15 protein-coding genes are annotated in these 17,215 nt (G+C 59.9%); 4 read left to right on the forward strand and 11 right to left on the reverse strand.

What is annotated here, in order from left to right; translation table 11 throughout:
- Window positions 1–39 precede the first annotated feature (39 nt).
- The 6 genes from scpB to ACO07T_RS16340 form a co-directional block, all read right to left on the reverse strand.
- Window positions 40–756, reverse strand: a complete 717-nt coding sequence (scpB, locus tag ACO07T_RS16315) for an SMC-Scp complex subunit ScpB (protein WP_422050261.1) — start codon at window positions 754–756, stop codon at window positions 40–42.
- Complete coding sequence (locus ACO07T_RS16320; protein ID WP_422050262.1) at window positions 749–1,561, reverse strand: segregation and condensation protein A; 813 nt, start codon at window positions 1,559–1,561, stop codon at window positions 749–751. The genes scpB and ACO07T_RS16320 overlap by 8 nt, the downstream gene beginning before the upstream one ends.
- A gap of 12 nt (window positions 1,562–1,573) precedes the next feature.
- Entirely contained in the window at window positions 1,574–2,557 is a 984-nt protein-coding gene (gene nagZ / locus ACO07T_RS16325; RefSeq protein WP_422050263.1) for a beta-N-acetylhexosaminidase, read from the reverse strand.
- Window positions 2,554–3,588 (reverse strand): SPOR domain-containing protein, encoded by a 1,035-nt coding sequence (locus tag ACO07T_RS16330; RefSeq protein WP_422050264.1) that lies wholly within the window; start codon window positions 3,586–3,588, stop codon window positions 2,554–2,556. The genes nagZ and ACO07T_RS16330 overlap by 4 nt, the downstream gene beginning before the upstream one ends.
- Window positions 3,589–3,679: 91 nt before the next feature.
- On the reverse strand, window positions 3,680–5,425 hold the full coding sequence (gene argS / locus ACO07T_RS16335; RefSeq protein ID WP_422050265.1) for an arginine--tRNA ligase: 1,746 nt from the start codon (window positions 5,423–5,425) through the stop codon (window positions 3,680–3,682).
- Window positions 5,426–5,498: 73 nt separating this feature from the next.
- On the reverse strand, window positions 5,499–6,638 hold the full coding sequence (locus ACO07T_RS16340; protein WP_422050266.1) for a deoxyguanosinetriphosphate triphosphohydrolase: 1,140 nt from the start codon (window positions 6,636–6,638) through the stop codon (window positions 5,499–5,501).
- 93 nt (window positions 6,639–6,731) lie between these two features.
- Between ACO07T_RS16340 and ACO07T_RS16345 the strand changes: the two genes are divergently transcribed.
- Together ACO07T_RS16345 and xth are read left to right on the forward strand one after the other, a co-directional pair.
- Window positions 6,732–7,055, forward strand: coding sequence for a HesB/IscA family protein (locus ACO07T_RS16345; RefSeq protein WP_209087158.1), 324 nt, complete (start codon window positions 6,732–6,734; stop codon window positions 7,053–7,055).
- A 78-nt stretch (window positions 7,056–7,133) separates the two neighbouring features.
- Window positions 7,134–7,913 carry an exodeoxyribonuclease III gene (gene xth, locus ACO07T_RS16350; protein WP_422050267.1) on the forward strand — a complete coding sequence of 260 codons (780 nt, stop codon included), beginning with the start codon at window positions 7,134–7,136 and terminating at the stop codon, window positions 7,911–7,913.
- On the opposite strand, the gene ACO07T_RS16355 is transcribed toward xth, so the two are convergent.
- Both ACO07T_RS16355 and ACO07T_RS16360 read right to left on the reverse strand, forming a co-directional pair.
- Window positions 7,910–8,521: an SOS response-associated peptidase gene (locus ACO07T_RS16355; protein WP_422050268.1), complete on the reverse strand. Its 612-nt coding sequence runs from the start codon at window positions 8,519–8,521 to the stop codon at window positions 7,910–7,912. The genes xth and ACO07T_RS16355 overlap by 4 nt on opposite strands.
- Window positions 8,522–8,524: 3 nt before the next feature.
- Window positions 8,525–9,112 carry an arylesterase gene (locus ACO07T_RS16360; protein ID WP_422050269.1) on the reverse strand — a complete coding sequence of 196 codons (588 nt, stop codon included), beginning with the start codon at window positions 9,110–9,112 and terminating at the stop codon, window positions 8,525–8,527.
- A gap of 105 nt (window positions 9,113–9,217) precedes the next feature.
- Between ACO07T_RS16360 and ACO07T_RS16365 the strand changes: the two genes are divergently transcribed.
- Both ACO07T_RS16365 and ACO07T_RS16370 read left to right on the forward strand, forming a co-directional pair.
- On the forward strand, window positions 9,218–9,925 hold the full coding sequence (locus ACO07T_RS16365) for an ABC transporter ATP-binding protein (RefSeq protein ID WP_422050270.1): 708 nt from the start codon (window positions 9,218–9,220) through the stop codon (window positions 9,923–9,925).
- Window positions 9,922–12,447: an ABC transporter permease gene (locus ACO07T_RS16370; RefSeq protein WP_422050271.1), complete on the forward strand. Its 2,526-nt coding sequence runs from the start codon at window positions 9,922–9,924 to the stop codon at window positions 12,445–12,447. The genes ACO07T_RS16365 and ACO07T_RS16370 overlap by 4 nt, the downstream gene beginning before the upstream one ends.
- Window positions 12,448–12,540: 93 nt before the next feature.
- Here ACO07T_RS16370 and gcvP read toward each other — a convergent pair whose 3' ends face one another.
- From gcvP to gcvT, 3 genes are all read right to left on the reverse strand, one after another.
- Window positions 12,541–15,390 (reverse strand): aminomethyl-transferring glycine dehydrogenase, encoded by a 2,850-nt coding sequence (gcvP, locus tag ACO07T_RS16375; RefSeq protein WP_422050272.1) that lies wholly within the window; start codon window positions 15,388–15,390, stop codon window positions 12,541–12,543.
- A 171-nt stretch (window positions 15,391–15,561) separates the two neighbouring features.
- Window positions 15,562–15,921 (reverse strand): glycine cleavage system protein GcvH, encoded by a 360-nt coding sequence (gcvH, locus tag ACO07T_RS16380; RefSeq protein ID WP_422050273.1) that lies wholly within the window; start codon window positions 15,919–15,921, stop codon window positions 15,562–15,564.
- A gap of 18 nt (window positions 15,922–15,939) precedes the next feature.
- Window positions 15,940–17,076, reverse strand: a complete 1,137-nt coding sequence (gcvT, locus tag ACO07T_RS16385; protein ID WP_422050274.1) for a glycine cleavage system aminomethyltransferase GcvT — start codon at window positions 17,074–17,076, stop codon at window positions 15,940–15,942.
- Between the last annotated feature and the right edge of the window lie 139 nt (window positions 17,077–17,215).

A 17,215-nucleotide genomic window follows, 5' to 3' on the forward strand; every position in this document is an offset into this window, starting at 1 on the left:
CGAATTTAAGGCCCGCGCTCCCTGTTGTCGGGATTGTGTTTAATCCTCAAAGAGTTCGGATTGGCCTGTGACGGCCTCTTCGTCCTCATCATCGCCTGTAGAAACACCCAGCGGGATGGTGCCCGGCGGCGGACGGTTCTCCAAAAGCCCCGCGGCACGCAGCTCTTTCAAACCGGGCAGATCGCGCGCACTGGAGAGGCCAAAATGATCCAGAAATTCAGGCGTCACCACAAAGGTCACCGGACGTCCCGGGGTCATCTTACGACGCCCCAAACGGATCCATTCCATTTCCAGCAACTGATCGACCGTGCCCCGGCTCACGCTCACGCCCCGGATCTCTTCGATCTCGGCACGGGTCACGGGCTGATGGTAGGCGATAATGGCAAGTGTTTCGATCGCTGCACGTGACAGCTTGCGCGTCTCAACGGTTTCTTTTTGCAGCAAAAAACTCAGATCAGGCGCTGTCCGCATGGCCCAAGCGTCGCCCACCTTGACCACACGCACGCCGCGCCCCTCATAGCGCTTGCGCAGGTGCACCAGTGCCTCCGCTGCATCACAGCCATGGGGCATGCGGTCGTTCATTTCCTTGACGCTCACAGGCTCTGTGCTGGCAAAAAGGATCGCCTCACACATGCGCTCCTGCTCCGCAATGGGCGGTGCCTCAAACAGGCTTTCCTCCTGCCCGGGCCGCTCTTTGCGCCCAGCCCCAGCCTCTTCCCCGGCCTCAATATTGGCGGCGTTGTCGGTCTCAGTCATCCCTGTCGTCTCTCCTGCGCACTTCTATGGGCGCAAAGGTCTCGCTTTGCCGGATAAACACCTTGCCCTCCTTGGCCAGCTCCAATGAGGCTGCAAATGTAGCCGCCGTGGCCGAACGCCGTTTCTTCGGATCGTTCTCCCACCCGGTTGGCAAGTAGCTTAAAATATCTGTCCAAGCGCCAGCAAAGCCGATCAGCCCGCGCATGCGCTCCAAGGCTTCTTCCATCGTAAAGACGGATTCGCGGTCCATCACAAATGGGCGGAACTCATCTTTGGTTTTGAGCCGCGCATATCCCTGCATGAGATCAAGCAATGTGGCCGTGAATGTCACTTTGCGCACGCGCTCCACGCTCTCTGGAATGCCGCGCGCAAAGAAGTCTCGGCCCAATCTGTCACGCGCCATGAGCTTGGCCGCCGCATCACGCATCGCTTGCAAGCGTTCCAACTGAAACGCCAGATGCGCGGCGAGCTCTTCGCCCGAAGGGCCTTCTTCTGTGGGATCCGGGGGAAGCAGCAACCGCGACTTCAGAAAGGCGAGCCAGGCCGCCATCACCAGATAATCAGCTGCGAGCTCCAGCCGCAAACGCTTGGCGCGCTCCACGAAATCAAGGTATTGCTGCGCCAGCTCCAGAATAGAGATCTTGCGCAGATCCACCTTCTGCGTGCGCGACAGGGTCAGCAAAAGGTCCAATGGCCCTTCAAAACCATCGACATCCACAATCAGAGCCTCAGCCGCCATACGCTCAGCGACAGTCATCTCCCCCGCGTCATCGGGTCCGGTGTCTTCGATGTCAGTGTCGGCCATTCACTTGCCCGTTCAGAACGCTTTAAGTTCCTCGGCAAGCGCTTCAATGTCAACAGGTTGTGGCACGCGCTTGAGCGCCAGCACGGCCCCGGCCCGCGCTTGTGCCGCATCACTCATCTCACCGCAAGCTTCCGCAACGGCCTGTCGATCTGCAAAGCTGCCGTTGCAGTGAAGAACCGCGTCACAGCCAGCCACCAGCGAAGCAATAGACCGCTCGGCGACCGTGCCGCTCAAGGCTTCCATGCCGATGTCATCTGTCATGATCAGACCACCAAAGCCGATGTCTTCGCGGATCATCTGCATGGCTTTGGCGGAGGTGGTTGCCGGGGCATCATCAACCGCATCAAACACGATATGAGCTGTCATGCCCATCGGAAGGTCATTTAGCGCCCGAAAGGGGGCGAAATCGGCCTCAAGCTCCGCGCGCGGAGCTGTCACGCGGGGTAGGTCTAGGTGGCTGTCCACAAAGGCGCGGCCATGACCCGGCATATGTTTGATCACCGGCAAGACACCGCCATCCAGCAGGCCATCGGCAACCGCGCGTCCGATCTCAGCCACTTTTGCGCTGTCATCGCTATAACAGCGGTTTTGCAGGAATTTGTGGGTTTCGGGGCGTGCCACATCCACCATGGGGGCGCAGTTGCTATCAATTCCAAGGCCCCGCAGCTCATGCGCAATCATGCGATAGCGCAGATACATCGCGCGGGCCGCATTCTCACCGGCCTGTGCCACTTGCTCCAAAGGTGGCAACCATTCCGTGGCCATGGGCGCGCGAATCCGCTGAACGCGCCCGCCCTCCTGATCAATGGTGATCGGCGCATCATGGTCGACGCAGGCCCGCAGATCATCACATAGCCCCCGCACCTGATCCGCAGTGTCGATATTGCGCGCAAAGAGGATGAAGCCAAAAGGCCGAGTCTCGCGAAAGAGTGCTTTCTCCTCCGCAGTTACGCGCAGACCTTCACAGCCGGAAATGACCGCACCAAACCGGCTCACCGGGTGGTCACCGGAATACAGTCCGCGTTCTCAGCTTTCAGAGCGGAACACAGACGCCGCGCATCACTGACGTTTTCAAAGCCCATGGCGCGCAGCCGGTAAAACACGCGGCCTCCGCTGCTGGCTTTCTGGATCACACGGGTCTTGTCACCCAGATACGGCTCAAAACGACTCTGAAGGCGGGCCCATTCAGCGCTCGCGATTTCTGCGGTTTCATATGCGCCAAGCTGGACCAGACGTGTCCCTGCGGGAATGTCTTCCGGGTCGATAGATTTCAGCACGCTGCCCACAGCGGCATCAATCGCGGCAATCTGCTGTTGTCGAGGAGAGGCAGACAAGCCTGCAGGGCGCAACACGGGCCGCAAGGAGCGCTTGATCCCACCTTGGATCTCGGGCTTGGGTGTCTCAGTTTCTGGTGCGATCTCGCTCTCGGCTTCGATCACATTCAGCGACGCGGGGATGGCCTGTGCCTCTGCCCCTGCCGCTTCAGTGCCGCTCAAAGGTGTTGCTCCGGCAGAGAGCTGCGCGGCAAGCTCTTCAACCGACAAAGGCTTGCTCACGTCCAAAGCCGCGGGGGCGACGATTGGAGCGGTATCGGCGAGCGTCAGTGTATCCGTTTCCACAGCTGGCGGTGACACGCGCGTGACCGGTTGCTCTGCGGCCGAAGCCGTCGCATTGGCAGCACCAGACACTACCCGGTCTCTTTCGGTCAATGCAATCGGCGGGGGCGCAACAATCACCTGATCGGCGGGGCCAGCCGCGCCGCCATCCGCCGCAACCTCATTGACCATCAAACCCTGATGGCCCGCCTGACGTCCGCCGGGGTCCTCGGGCTGAATGCGCATCGGCCCTTCCAGCGCGCGCACCACAGGCACGCCGCTCACATCCCGTGAAAGAATTTGGTAGCCCCAGACGCAGGTGCCAAGCACAAGCGCTGCCGAAACAAACATACCCGCGCGGTTGACCAAAAGGGCCGCATTCGGGGAGTCGCCGTTGGGCGCGCCAGGCGCACCCATTGGAATTTCTGCCATTTTCGCCTCACTGCCCGCGCGCACTCTCGTAAGCGATACGGTGTCGCCGGGGTCGTCTTGCCTAGTCCTCAACCCCGACGAACGTGCAGTTTCAGCGCATCTCTTGCGCCGGAGTTACGCCAAGAATACCAAGACCGGCGGAAATAACAACGGCCACGGCACGTGCCAGTGCAATTTTTGCTTGGCTTGTGGCCGCATCGCCCTCTTGCACGAAACGCAGCGAGGTATCCTCATTGCCTTTGTAGTAGAGCGCGTGGAGTTCTCCAGTCAATTCATAGAGATAGAAGGCAATGCGGTGTGGCTCATTTGTGCGCCCCGCAATCTCAACCAGGCGTGGCCATTCAGCAATCTTTTTGGCCACACCAATCTCTGCATCATGGCTGAGCTTGCTCAGATCCGCGCCAGCCAGGGTGGCGTCGTCTGCTGTAATGCCCGCAGAGGCTGCATTCCTCAGAACCGAGCACACCCGCGCATGGGCGTATTGCACATAGAACACCGGATTGTCCTTGGACTGCTCCAGCACCTTGTCAAAGTCAAAGTCCAACGGCGCATCGTTTTTGCGGGTCAGCATCACAAAACGGGTCACATCCGGCCCAACCTGATCCACCACATCGCGCAGGGTGATGAACGTCCCTGCCCGCTTGGACATCTTGAACGGCTCACCGTTTTTGAAGAGCTTCACCAACTGGGTCAGTTTGATATCGAGCGGCACATTGCCGTCCGACAGAGCCGAAACCGCTGCCTTCATGCGCTTGACGTAGCCGCCATGGTCCGCGCCAAAGACATCGATCAGCGCGTCAAAGCCACGGGTGACCTTGTCATAGTGATAGGCGATATCGGGCGCGAAATAGGTCCAGCTGCCATCCGATTTCTTCACCGGGCGGTCAACATCGTCGCCATGATCGGTAGAGCGGAACAGGGTCTGCTCACGTGGCTCCCAGTCTTCCGGCTTCTTGCCCTTTGGTGGCTCCAGCACACCTTCATAGATCAGGCCTTTGCCCTCAAGCTCCGCCAAGGCGCTCTCAATCCGGCCGGTGCCATAAAGCGACTTTTCCGAGTAGAACTTATCCATGGTCACGCCCAGCGCCTTCAGGTCAGCGCGGATCAGATCCATCATGGCTTCCGTGGCATACTCACGAATTTCGGCGAGCCAAACGTCTTCGCCTTTGTCGAGATAGGCGTCGCCCACCTTTTCCTTCAGCGCTTCACCTACCGGGATCAGGTAGTCACCGGGATAGGTGCCATCTTCAAACGCCACCTCTTGCCCGTGCGCTTCCTGATAACGCAGGTACACAGAGCGCGCGAGCACATCGACCTGTGCGCCGCCGTCGTTGATGTAATATTCGCGCGTGACGTCAAAGCCGACAAAATCCAGAAGGCTCGCAAGTGCGTCGCCAAAGACCGCGCCGCGGGTGTGCCCAACGTGCAGTGGCCCTGTCGGGTTCGCAGAAACATACTCTACGTTGACCTTCTTGCCCGCGCCCATGGTGGAGCGGCCAAAGTCATTGCCGCCTTCCAGCGCGGCTTTCACAACATTCTGCCAGAGCACCGGCGCGAGGCGCAGGTTCAAAAAGCCGGGGCCAGCAACCTCTGCCACGTCGACACGTGCATCTTCCGCGAGCTTACCCGCCAGCGTATCGGCAATGTCGCGCGGTTTCATCTTGGCAGGTTTGGCCAGCACCATTGCTGCGTTGGTGGCCATATCGCCATGCAACGCATCGCGCGGCGGCTCAACGGCCACGTTTTTAAAGTCCAGCCCTTCAGGCAGTGCGCCCTCGGCTTGCATCGCTTCCAGCGCGTCAATCACCAGCGCGCGAATCTCGGAAAACAGGTTCATCAGACCGTCCTATACATGTCTTTGGTCTTGTCAGATTGCGGTGGGTTTATCACCACAGGCCGTCACGTCAACGTCACTTGCCAATTAGGCGCGCGTGCTGCTGCAATGCATAGCGGTCGGTCATACCGGAAATGTAGTCCGACACCATGCGAGCCACAGCGGTTTCATCGCCACATCGTCGCAGATCATCATGCCAACGTGCAGGCAGCAAATCAGGCTGCTTGAGGAACAACGGAAAAAGCTCTTCCACCACAATTGTCACTTCTTTGCGCATCTTCACGACTGAGGGCGCGCGATACATGCGGCTAAACAGGAAGGCGCGGATTTCTTTGAGGTCTGCCCACAATGCGCTGGAGAATTGCACCACCGGCCTTCCGCATCCCCGCAACTCCTCCACGGATTGCGCCCCCACCTCCTCAAGCGCCGCGCGCGAGGTTGCGATCACATCGCTCACCATCACGCCAAACACACGGCGCAACGCCTCATGCCGCCGGCGGATCGCTTCAAGCCCGGGATAGGTCCTGTCCACATCTGCAAACGCATCCCCGACAATCGGCAACGCGCAGATTTCTTCCTCGGTGAAGAGCCCAGCGCGCAGGCCATCATGCAGGTCGTGATTGTTGTACGCCACATCATCGGCCAAGGCCGCCACCTGTGCCTCTGCACTCGCATGGGTGTGAAGCTCCAAATCATGCACCGCGTTGTAATCCGCCAGCGCGTAAGGCAGATCCCCAACCACAGGACCATTGTGCTTGGCAATGCCTTCAAGAGTTTCCCAGGTCAGGTTCAACCCGTCAAAATCCGCATAGTGCCGCTCAAGTGATGTCACGATCCGCACCGCTTGGGCGTTGTGATCAAAGCCACCATATGGCTGCATCAACGCGTCCAGCGCATCTTCACCCGTGTGACCAAAAGGGGTGTGGCCGAGATCATGCGCCAAAGCGATGGCCTCGGTGATTTCCTGATTGAGGCCCAAAGCCCCCGCGATGGTCCGGGCCACCTGCGCGACCTCGATCGAATGGGTCAACCGCGTGCGGAAGTAATCCCCTTCATGCTCCACAAAAACCTGCGTTTTGTGCTTGAGCCGCCGAAAGGCGCTGGCGTGAATGATCCTGTCCCGATCCCGCTGAAAGCATGACCGAAAACTGCTCTCCTCCTCCGGAATGCGCCGTCCCCGCGCATGTGCCGGATCTGAGGCGTAGGGCGCATACATGTGCGTGGTCCTTGTAGCCTGTCCTTGGCTTTTCTATATTGGGTTTTGCGCCCGCTTTGAACCGGGCAAATCGCGCGAATAGGACAAAAAATCATGCAGTTGCCGCCCAAAGTAACCGAAAGAGCCTTCGAACGTCTCGCAGAGATCGGTGCCGCCGATCAGGGTCAAGCCCTGCGCGTGGCCGTTGAAGGCGGCGGATGCTCCGGCTTTCAGTATGAGATCAAGCTCGATACGCCCAAGGATGATGACCTTGTGCTTGAAGGTGCTGGAGAGAAAGTTCTGGTCGACAGCGTCTCTCTGCCGTTCTTGGCGGATGCGGTCATCGACTTTTCTGAAGAGCTGATCGGTGCAAGGTTTGTAATCAACAACCCCAATGCCACCAGCTCCTGCGGCTGCGGCACCAGCTTTTCGATGTAGGCACACCGCGTTTCTCATCTTGCCGCCACCGATGTTTGCTGGGTAGATACAAAGACCCAGCGGACAAAGGACAGCCTCATGAAAATCGCCACGTTCAACATCAATGGCATCAAGGCGCGCATCGAAACCTTGCCCCGCTGGCTGGATGAGGCCCAGCCTGATGTGGCGATCCTGCAGGAAATCAAATCCGTCGATGAGGCCTTTCCGCGCGAGATTTTTGAAGAGCGCGGCTATCAGGTCGAAACCCACGGTCAAAAGAGCTTCAATGGCGTGGCGATCCTGTCCAAGCTTCCACTGGAAGACGTGACACGCGGCCTGCCTGGTGACGACAGCGACGAACAGGCCCGCTATATCGAAGCAACCGTGATGGGCGACACGCCGATCCGCATTTGTGGCCTCTACCTGCCCAACGGCAACCCGACACCCGGGCCGAAGTACGACTACAAACTCGCTTGGATGGAGCGCCTGCACGCCCGCGCCGAAGCGCTGCTCGCAGCGGAAGAGCCTTTCCTCATGGCGGGCGACTACAACATTATCCCGCAGGATGAGGACGCCGCCAAACCCGAAGACTGGCAAGAAGACGCCCTCGCCCGCCCAGAAAGCCGCGCCGCCTATCGCCGCCTTGTGAACCTCGGCCTGACAGAGGCGTTCCGCGCCCGCAATTCTGCATCAGGCATGTATTCCTTCTGGGACTACCAAGCCGGCGCATGGAACCGCAACAACGGCATCCGCATCGACCACTTCCTGCTCAGCCCGCAATGTGCGGATCTCTTGCAGGATTGCCAAATCGACAAAGAAGAGCGTGGCCGCTCCAAGCCCTCAGACCACGTGCCGGTGTGGATCGACTTGGCGGCCTAAGGCGCGTCCCAATCCACATCCGATGCCTCTTCTATCTTGAGCCGCCCGTCCGGCCAAGGCACCATCAGCGGGCTCACTTCCTCCGGTGAGCCTTCCAGCCAAAGCGGCACATCCTGCTTCTCAAGCAACACGCCCATCCGGTGATGGATCGGCGCAACATCGGCGTTTGGCGCGCAAGTCACTGCCGCCACCTGATGCACCTCGCGCCCACCCGGCGCCTGCCAGACGTCTGTGATCGCGGCAAAGATAAGCGGCTTCTCGCCCGATATCCGCCAAGCCGTCTTGCGCCGTGTCTCACCCGTCCATTCAAACCAGCCATCGACAATGATCACGGCGCGCCCTGTGCCCTCAAAGGCTGACTTGTCAAACACGGTTTCAGAGCGTGCATTGATGATCGTCTCCATCACGGGTCGCCCACGCGCATTTACGCGCCCCACCGGGATGATGCCCCAGCGCATACGCTGAAAGCCACTTGAGGCGAGGCAGACAACCTCCTGCCCCGGAGCAATATTTCGGCGCGGCGGCTCATCTTCGACCGCCGATGCCTCTGCGCCGACCCATTGGCCAACATCGCGCATTGTCGTGGTCAGAAAGAACCGCCCCGGCACCGACTACTCCTGCATCTGCCCAAGCATCTCGGCGACATAAGGCCCCAGAACAGGCACAATCGCCGCCACCCCGTCCGCATTTGGGTGAATGCCATCTGGCTGCATCAGCGCCCGAAGCTGATCTTCCGGCAAATCCCGGATGGCTGCAAAGAAATCCGGCGCAAGCGTCAGGTTGTAGTCCTCCGCCAATGCCCCATACATGCCGTCAAAGTCCTGCTTGTAGTCCGCACCAAAATTCATCGGCGCCTGCACTCCGATCAGCATCACGTCCACATCCGCCGCCTTTCCGGCCTCCACGATGCCCGCCAGATTGGCTTTGCTCACAGCCGGGTCAATCCCGCGCAGCGCGTCATTGCCACCCAGAGACACAATCATCGCATCCACATCCGGCCCCAGCGTCCAGCCCACTCGCGACAAGCCGCCCTGCGTCGTATCACCGGACACGCCAGCATTCTGCAGCTTCACATCATGGCCTTGCGCAATCAGCCAGGCCTCAAGCTGCGGCACAAACCCGGCACCCTGCGCCACGCCATAGCCGTGGGTCAAACTGTCTCCCAAAGCGGCAATCACAACGGTCTCCGCCTTGGCCATCGAAACGCTTAATGAGACGCTTAAAATGCCAAATGCCAATGCCTTGCCGCAACGCGACACGGCCCCATATAGAGAGGAATGAAGTTTCAACAGGCGACCTCCGACATGTCATCCATACTCTCTCTCAAAGATGCGACTTTAGCGCTGGATAGCAATGCCGGACGGATAGAAATTCTGCATGGAATCTCGCTTGATGTGGCCGCGGGCGAAACTTTGGCGCTTGTTGGGCCTTCGGGTTCCGGCAAATCCTCACTCCTGATGCTGATGGGTGGACTTGAGCGCGCGACCTCCGGTCAAATCATGGCGCTGGGTCATGATCTCTCGGCCATGGATGAGGATGCCCTTGCGCACTTCCGCCGAGAAAACATGGGCGTGGTGTTTCAAAACTTTCACCTGATCCCCACCATGACCGCGCTGGAAAATGTCGCCACCCCTCTGGAGCTGGCGGGCCGCCGCGACGCGCAAGAGCGCGCCCGTTCCGAGCTTGAGGCCGTCGGCCTCGCACACCGCGCCGATCACTACCCAAGTCAAATGTCCGGCGGAGAACAACAACGGGTCGCACTGGCCCGCGCCTGCGCGCCATCGCCGCGACTGCTCCTAGCAGACGAACCAACCGGCAATCTTGATCAGGCAACCGGCGAAACCATCATGGATCTGCTCTTTGATCTGCATGCCAAACGCGACACCACTCTAATCATGGTGACCCATTCCAACAGCCTCGCCGCTCGTTGCGAACGGGTGGTGCGCCTGCGTGACGGTCGCTTGGATGATGAAACCCATCTGGCACCTGTCGCATCCGAGGTCCGCGCATGAGCCTGTCAGCCGCAACGCGTATCGCGCGTCGGGAAATCCGGGGCGGGTTGCGCGGCTTCACCGTCTTCCTCGCCTGCCTGATCCTCGGCGTAGCCACCATCGCAGCCATCGGCTCCGTGCGCAGTGCCATCCAAACCGGTCTCAGTTCTGAGGGCGCGACCCTCCTCGGCGGAGATGCGGAAATGAGCTTCACCTACCGGCGCGCCACCGAGGAAGAGCGCGCATGGATGACCACCAACACCACAGGAAGCTCCGAAATCATCGATTTCCGCTCCATGGTGGTTGTCCCGGGTGAGGCCGAGACCGAACGCGCATTGGCGCAGGTCAAATCGGTGGACACCGCCTATCCGCTGGTGGGCGCAGTCTCATTGTCCCCAGACATATCCTTGGAGGACGCGCTGAACGGCCAGAACAACTTGCCCGGCGCTGTGCTGCATGGGCTTTTGGCTGATCGTCTCGCGCTTACCCCAGGCGACACCTTCCAACTGGGATCACAAACCTTCGTCTACATGGCGCGCCTTCTGCGGGAGCCCGACACAGGCGATGGTTTCTCCTTCGCCCCCCGCGCGCTTGTGCGCACAAGTGATCTATCTGATAGCGGCCTGCTTGCCCCCGGCACGCTTTTCACCTCTCACTATCGCCTCAACCTGCCCGCCCAGGCCGACCTTGCCACGCTTGAAGCAGACGCAAGAGCCACCTTTGAAAGCACAGGGCTGCGCTGGCGCGACAGCCGCAATGGTGCGCCGGGCATCACCCGTTTTGTGGAACGCTTCGGCGCCTTCCTGATCCTTGTCGGCCTTGCGGGCCTCGCAGTGGGCGGCGTGGGCATTTCCACCGCCATCCGCGCCTACCTCGCCCGAAAGACAGAGACCATCGCCACCCTGCGCAGCCTTGGTGCCGAGCGCCGCACGATCTTTCTCAGCTATTTCCTGCAAATCGGCTTTGTGGCCCTCATCGGGGTCACCTCAGGCCTGATCCTTGGCGCGCTGCTGCCTATCCTGCTTGCCCCGCTGATCACCGCTGTACTGCCCTTCCCCGCCAGTTTTGCCATCTATCCGCTCCCGCTGATCGAAGCCGCACTCTACGGCACATTGGCTGCCGCCATTTTTACCCTCTGGCCGCTGGCGCGCGTGGAAAACGTTCGCCCAAGCGCGCTCTTTCGCGACCAGCTTGGTCAAATCCGCCATTGGCCAGCCCTGCGCTATATGTTCACCGTCGCAGGTCTGATTACTTTGCTTATCGCCCTCGCAAGCTGGCTTTCAGGCTCAGCGCGCCTCACGATCTGGTTCGCAGGTGGCGTCGCCATCGCCATGTTCGCGCTGACTGCCGCCTCCGCCGGGCTGCGCGCATTGCTCAACAGCCTCTCCCAACGTCTGCGCCAATCCCCGCAAGTCCGTTGGGCGTTGCAATCCGTGGGCCGCGCCTCAGAAGCGACAACCCCGGTCGTGCTGTCCCTTGGCCTGGGCCTCAGTGTGCTTGCCACCGTTGGCCAGGTGGATGGCAACCTGCGCAACGCCATTGCCAGTGATCTGCCCGAAGTCGCACCTTCCTTCTTTTTTGTCGACATCCAGCGCGATCAGATGCCGCTGCTGGAAGCTGACTGGGCAGACACGCCAACCATCCATGATGTCGAAAACGCCCCCATGCTGCGCGGCGTGATCACCCGGATCAACGACCGCCCCGCCAAAGACGTGGCCGGTGACCACTGGGTCATTCGCGGCGACCGTGGCGTGAGCTATGCCAGCGACATGCCCGAAGGCACCAAACTCACCGCTGGCACATGGTGGGACCCCCAGCATGCAGGCACGCCCCAGATCAGCTTTGCCGATGAAGAAGCCGAAGAGATGGGGCTCGCACTGGGCGACAGCATGACGATCAACATCCTCGGGCGGGATATCACCGGGACAGTGACCAGCTTCCGTGAGGTGGATTTCTCCAACGCGGGCATGGGCTTTGTCATCATCATGAACGAAGCCGCCCTCGCAGGCGCGCCCCACAGCTTCATCGCAACTGTCTATGCGGAGGCTGAGAGCGAAGCGAGTCTGTTGAAAGAAGTGTCTGAAACCTACCCCAATGTCACCGCGATCCATGTGCGCGACGCTGCACAGCAGGTTTCAGATTTGGTGGCGCAGCTGGCCAATGCCACAACCTACGGTGCTTCCACCATCCTGCTCACAGGCCTTCTGGTGATTTTTGGCGCCGCCGCCGCGGGCCAATCCGCGCGCACCTATGAAGCCGCCGTTTTGAAAACCCTCGGCGCCACGCGCGGCCAGATCCTCAAAAGCTTCGCCTGGCGCGCAGCCCTTCTGGGCGGTGCTGCGGGTGGTGTCGCTCTCGCGGTTGGCCTGCTTGGAGGCTGGGCCGTGATGACCTTTGTGATGGAGAGCGATTTTATCGTCATTTGGCCCAACGCTTTGTGGATCCTCAGCGCCGGCATCCTCGCCAACCTCTTGGCCGGTCTTGTCTTTGCCTGGCCCTCGCTGGCAACGCGCCCAGCCCGTATCCTGCGCGCCAGAGACTGAACAAAAAAAGCCCACCCCCAGAATCTTCTCATTCAAGAAGTATCCCGGGGGTGAGCTTGTGGTCACACAAGTGAGGGGGCTGGCCCCCTCGCCTTATTCCGCAGCTTCGGCGTAGTCATCCATTGGAGGACAGGTGCACACCAGATTGCGGTCGCCAAAGGCATTGTCGACCCGGTTCACCGGAGGCCAATACTTATCGACCCGGAATGCACCAGGAGGGAAGCAGCCCTGCTCTCGGCTGTAGGGGCGATCCCATTCCTTCACGAGGTCTTCCATCGTATGCGGCGCGTTTTTCAGCGGGTTGTTTTCCGCATCAATACGGCCGTCTTCGATGTCCCGAATTTCCTCACGGATCGCCAGCATGGCCTCACAGAAGCGGTCGATCTCGGCTTTGTTTTCCGATTCCGTTGGCTCGATCATCAGCGTTCCCGCCACCGGCCAGCTCATGGTTGGCGCGTGGAAGCCCGCATCCATCAGGCGCTTGGCAATATCATCCACCGTGATCCCCGCGCTTTCCGTAAAGGGGCGCGTGTCGATGATGCATTCATGCGCCACACGACCGGTCGGACCTTTGTACAGCACGTCAAACGCGCCTTCGAGCCGCTTGGCGATATAGTTCCCGTTCAGGATCGCCACACGGGTCGCCTGAGTCAGCCCTTCGCCGCCCATCAACAAGACATAGGCCCAGCTGATTGGCAAAAGGCTTGGAGAGCCAAATGGCGCAGCCGAAACCGGACCTTCTGATCCTCCGGTTTCCGGATGGCCCGGAAGGTGTTCCACCAGATGTGCCTTCACACCAATTGGTCCCATGCCGGGGCCGCCACCGCCATGTGGAATGCAGAAGGTCTTGTGCAGGTTCAGGTGGCTGACGTCCCCGCCAATATCGCCCGGACGGCTCAGCCCAACCATGGCGTTGAGGTTTGCACCGTCAATATAGACCTGCCCACCGAATTCATGCGTGATGCCGCAGACCTCATGCACCGTGTCTTCAAACACGCCATGCGTCGACGGATAGGTGATCATGCACCCCGCCAGTTCGCCCGCATGTTTCTCTGCCTTCGCTCGGAAGTCTTCCAGGTCAATATCGCCATTCTCAGCGGACTTCACCGGAACCACTTTCCAGCCCACCATCTGCGCAGACGCCGGATTGGTGCCATGGGCACTCATCGGGATCAGGCAGACGTTGCGATGCGCTTCGCCACGTGCTCGGTGATAGGCGGCAATGGTCAAAAGCCCCGCATACTCCCCCTGTGCACCAGAGTTTGGCTGCATGGAAATCGCGTCATAGCCCGTGATCTGGCAAAGCTTATCGTTCAGATCGTCAATCAGCTGGGTGTAGCCCTGCGCCTGATCTTTCGGCGCATAGGGGTGCATCAGGGAGAACTCTCGCCAGCTCACCGGCATCATTTCCACAGCGGCATTCAGCTTCATGGTGCAAGAGCCAAGCGGAATCATCGCACGGTCCAGCGCCAGATCCCGATCCGCCAAACGCCGCATGTAGCGCATCATCTCGGTTTCCGCGCGGTTCATGTGGAAAATCGGATGATCCAAATACCCAGACTTGCGCAGCAGCGACTCCGGCAGACGGTATGCTGGCGCAAAATCATCGTCATCCTGTACGATGCCAAAGGCGCGCCACACCGCTTCGATGGTCTGCGGACGGGTCATCTCATCAAGCGAGATGCCCACTTTGGTTTTGCCCACTTTGCGCAGGTTAATGCCTTCTTGCACCGCATGTTGCAGCACACCGCGTTGCAGCAGCCCAACATCGACGGTGATCGTATCAAAGAAGTCCGTTGGCTCCACGGTAAAGCCTGCGGCCTCAAGCCCACGCGCCAGACGCACGGTTTTGCGGTGGATACGCTGCGCAATCGCCTTCAAGCCTTTGGGCCCATGGAACACCGCATACATCGAAGCCATCACTGCCAACAGCGCCTGCGCCGTGCAAACATTGGAGTTGGCTTTCTCACGGCGAATGTGCTGCTCCCGCGTCTGCAAAGACAAGCGGTAGGCACGGTTGCCGTGGCTGTCGATAGACACCCCGATAATGCGGCCCGGCATCGCCCGCTTAAAGGCATCGCGGCAGCTCATATAAGCGGCGTGCGGGCCACCATAGCCCACCGGCACCCCAAAGCGCTGCGTGCTGCCCACAGCAATATCCGCCCCCATCGCGCCTGGTTCCTTGAGCAGGGTCAGCGCCAGAATATCAGCCGCCACAACACCAATTGCCTTGGTGGCATGCAGCGCCTCCATTTCCTTGGAGAAGTCGCGCACATGGCCATGTGTGCCGGGGTACTGGAAGATCGCGCCAAAGACCTTTTCCGCGTCCAGATCATCCGGATTGCCGATGATAATCTCGATATCCAAAGGGGCTGCTCGCGTCTGCATCACGGCGATGTTCTGCGGATGACAGTTTTCATCGACGAAGAAGGCCTTGGCTTTGGATTTTGACACCCGCTGCGCCATGGTCATCGCTTCGGCACAGGCGGTGGCCTCATCCAGCAGCGAAGCGTTTGCAACCTCAAGCCCGGTCAGATCGCTGACCATGGTCTGATAGTTCAAAAGCGCCTCAAGGCGGCCCTGCGAAATCTCAGGCTGATAAGGCGTATAGGCTGTATACCACGCCGGGTTCTCCAGAATGTTGCGCTGGATCGCAGGCGGCGTGACCGTGCCATAATAGCCTTGACCAATCAGGCTGGTCAGAACCTTGTTCTTACCGGCGGTTTCGCGCATGTGCCGCAGCACTTCCCGCTCAGACAGCGGGCGCCCAAAATCCAGCGGCTCTTTCTGACGAATGCTGTCCGGCATGGTGTCATCAATCAGCGCATCAAGGCTGTCTGCACCAATCACCTGCAGCATCTCTGCCATCTCCTCAGGAGACGGGCCGATGTGGCGGCGGTTGGCAAAATCATAAGGTAGATATTCAGTTGGGGTGAAGGTCATCGGTGTCTCCTCAACGATCCGCAGCCGCAGGTGCGGGAACAAAGCTGGGCGTCGGCTCGACCGCAGAGGCCGAACCAATCAAATTTCATGTGTGATCATCGGGGTATAAACGGCCGGGACTCCGCCCGTTCGCACCTGAAACGGTCCCTCGGACCGTTTCTAAGACGGTGCTTACCCAATGAAATCTTTGTAAGCGGCCTCGTCCATATAGTCGTCCATCTGGCTCAGGTCGGACGGCTTGATCTTGAAGAACCAGGCGCCTTCCATCGGGTCCTCGTTCACTTTGCCCGGCTCATCCACGAGCGGCTCGTTGACCTCAACGATTTCCCCATCCAGCGGCGCGAGGATGTCGCTGGCCGCTTTCACGGACTCAATCACACAGACTTCCTCGTCTTTGTTCACTTCCGTGCCTGCCTCTGGCAGTTCCACAAACACCACATCTCCCAGCTGCTCGCTGGCGTGCTCGGTGATGCCCACCACGATCAGGTCACCTTCTTCGCGCAGCCATTCGTGCTCTTCTGTGAATTTCATTGCTTGCTCTCCTGTTGCTCAACGTTTGAAATTGGCGGGCACCAACGGCATCTTTGCCACTGTCACCGGCATGCGCTTGCCGCGCACTTCGCCAAAGATTTCTCTGCCCGGCGACGCCTGCGCGCTGCCGACATAACCCATGGCCACAGGGCCATTCAGGGTTGGACCAAAACCGCCAGAGGTGACCTCGCCTATCGGGTCGCCGCCCTCTGCTTCGGCAAAAAGCTGTGTGCCAGCACGCATGGGAGCACGCCCCTGTGGCGCAAGTCCTACGCGCTTGCGCGCCACACCCTCGGCCAGATCTCCATAGATCCGATCAGCGCCGGGGAAGCCACCTGCCCGTTCGCCATCCGCACGGCGCACTTTCTGGATCGCCCAGGTCAGTGCCGCTTCAATCGGGGAAGTCGCGACATCAATGTCATTGCCATAAAGACACAAACCGCCCTCAAGGCGCAGACTGTCACGTGCGCCAAGTCCAATCGGCTCTACCTCTTCCATCGCCAGAAGTTTGCGGCACAGGCCCTCTGCCGCGTCGGCAGGAATGGAGATCTCATAGCCGTCTTCACCGGTGTAGCCCGACCGGCTGACCCAACAGGCCACGCCATCAAGCTCTACATCCGCAAAGTCCATAAACGCCATATCGGCCACAGCCGGGTTCAGCCGCGCCAAAGCGGCCTCAGCCGCTGGCCCCTGTAGCGCTACCAATGCGCGATCCGTGATCTCCGTCACCGAAACTTCCGGCGTCAAAGCCCCGATCATCCGCGCAATGTCCGCTTCCTTACAAGCCGCATTGACCACGACGAACAGATGATCACCCCGATTGGCAAACATCAGATCATCTTCGATGCCACCGGCATCGTTGGTGAAGAACCCGTAGCGCTGCCGTCCTGCGCCCAGACCGAGCACATCCATTGGCACCAAAGTCTCAAAGGCCTTGGCAGCGGCGTCATAGCTTTCGGCTTTCAGCACCACCTGCCCCATATGGCTGACGTCAAACAGACCCGCCGCCGCACGGGTGTGCAGATGTTCCTTCATCACGCCCATCGGGTATTGCACCGGCATGTCATAGCCCGCAAACCCAACCATCTTGGCGCCCAGCTCAATATGCAGATCATATAGCGGCGTGCGCTTCAGCTCTGCGACCGACTCTCCCATAGGCTTTGCCCTTCTCTTTCCGGGCGCATCCATGTTTGATGGTCACATCCGGCATCCCATAACCGCGCAGCAAATCTGCACGTGCGATGCCCCCTCTGTCCTTCAGCCTGAGATCGTTATCCCTTCGGCGGACGCCCAT

Origin of the sequence: Shimia sp., assembly GCF_965227725.1 — a bacterium.
Lineage (GTDB): Bacteria > Pseudomonadota > Alphaproteobacteria > Rhodobacterales > Rhodobacteraceae > Shimia.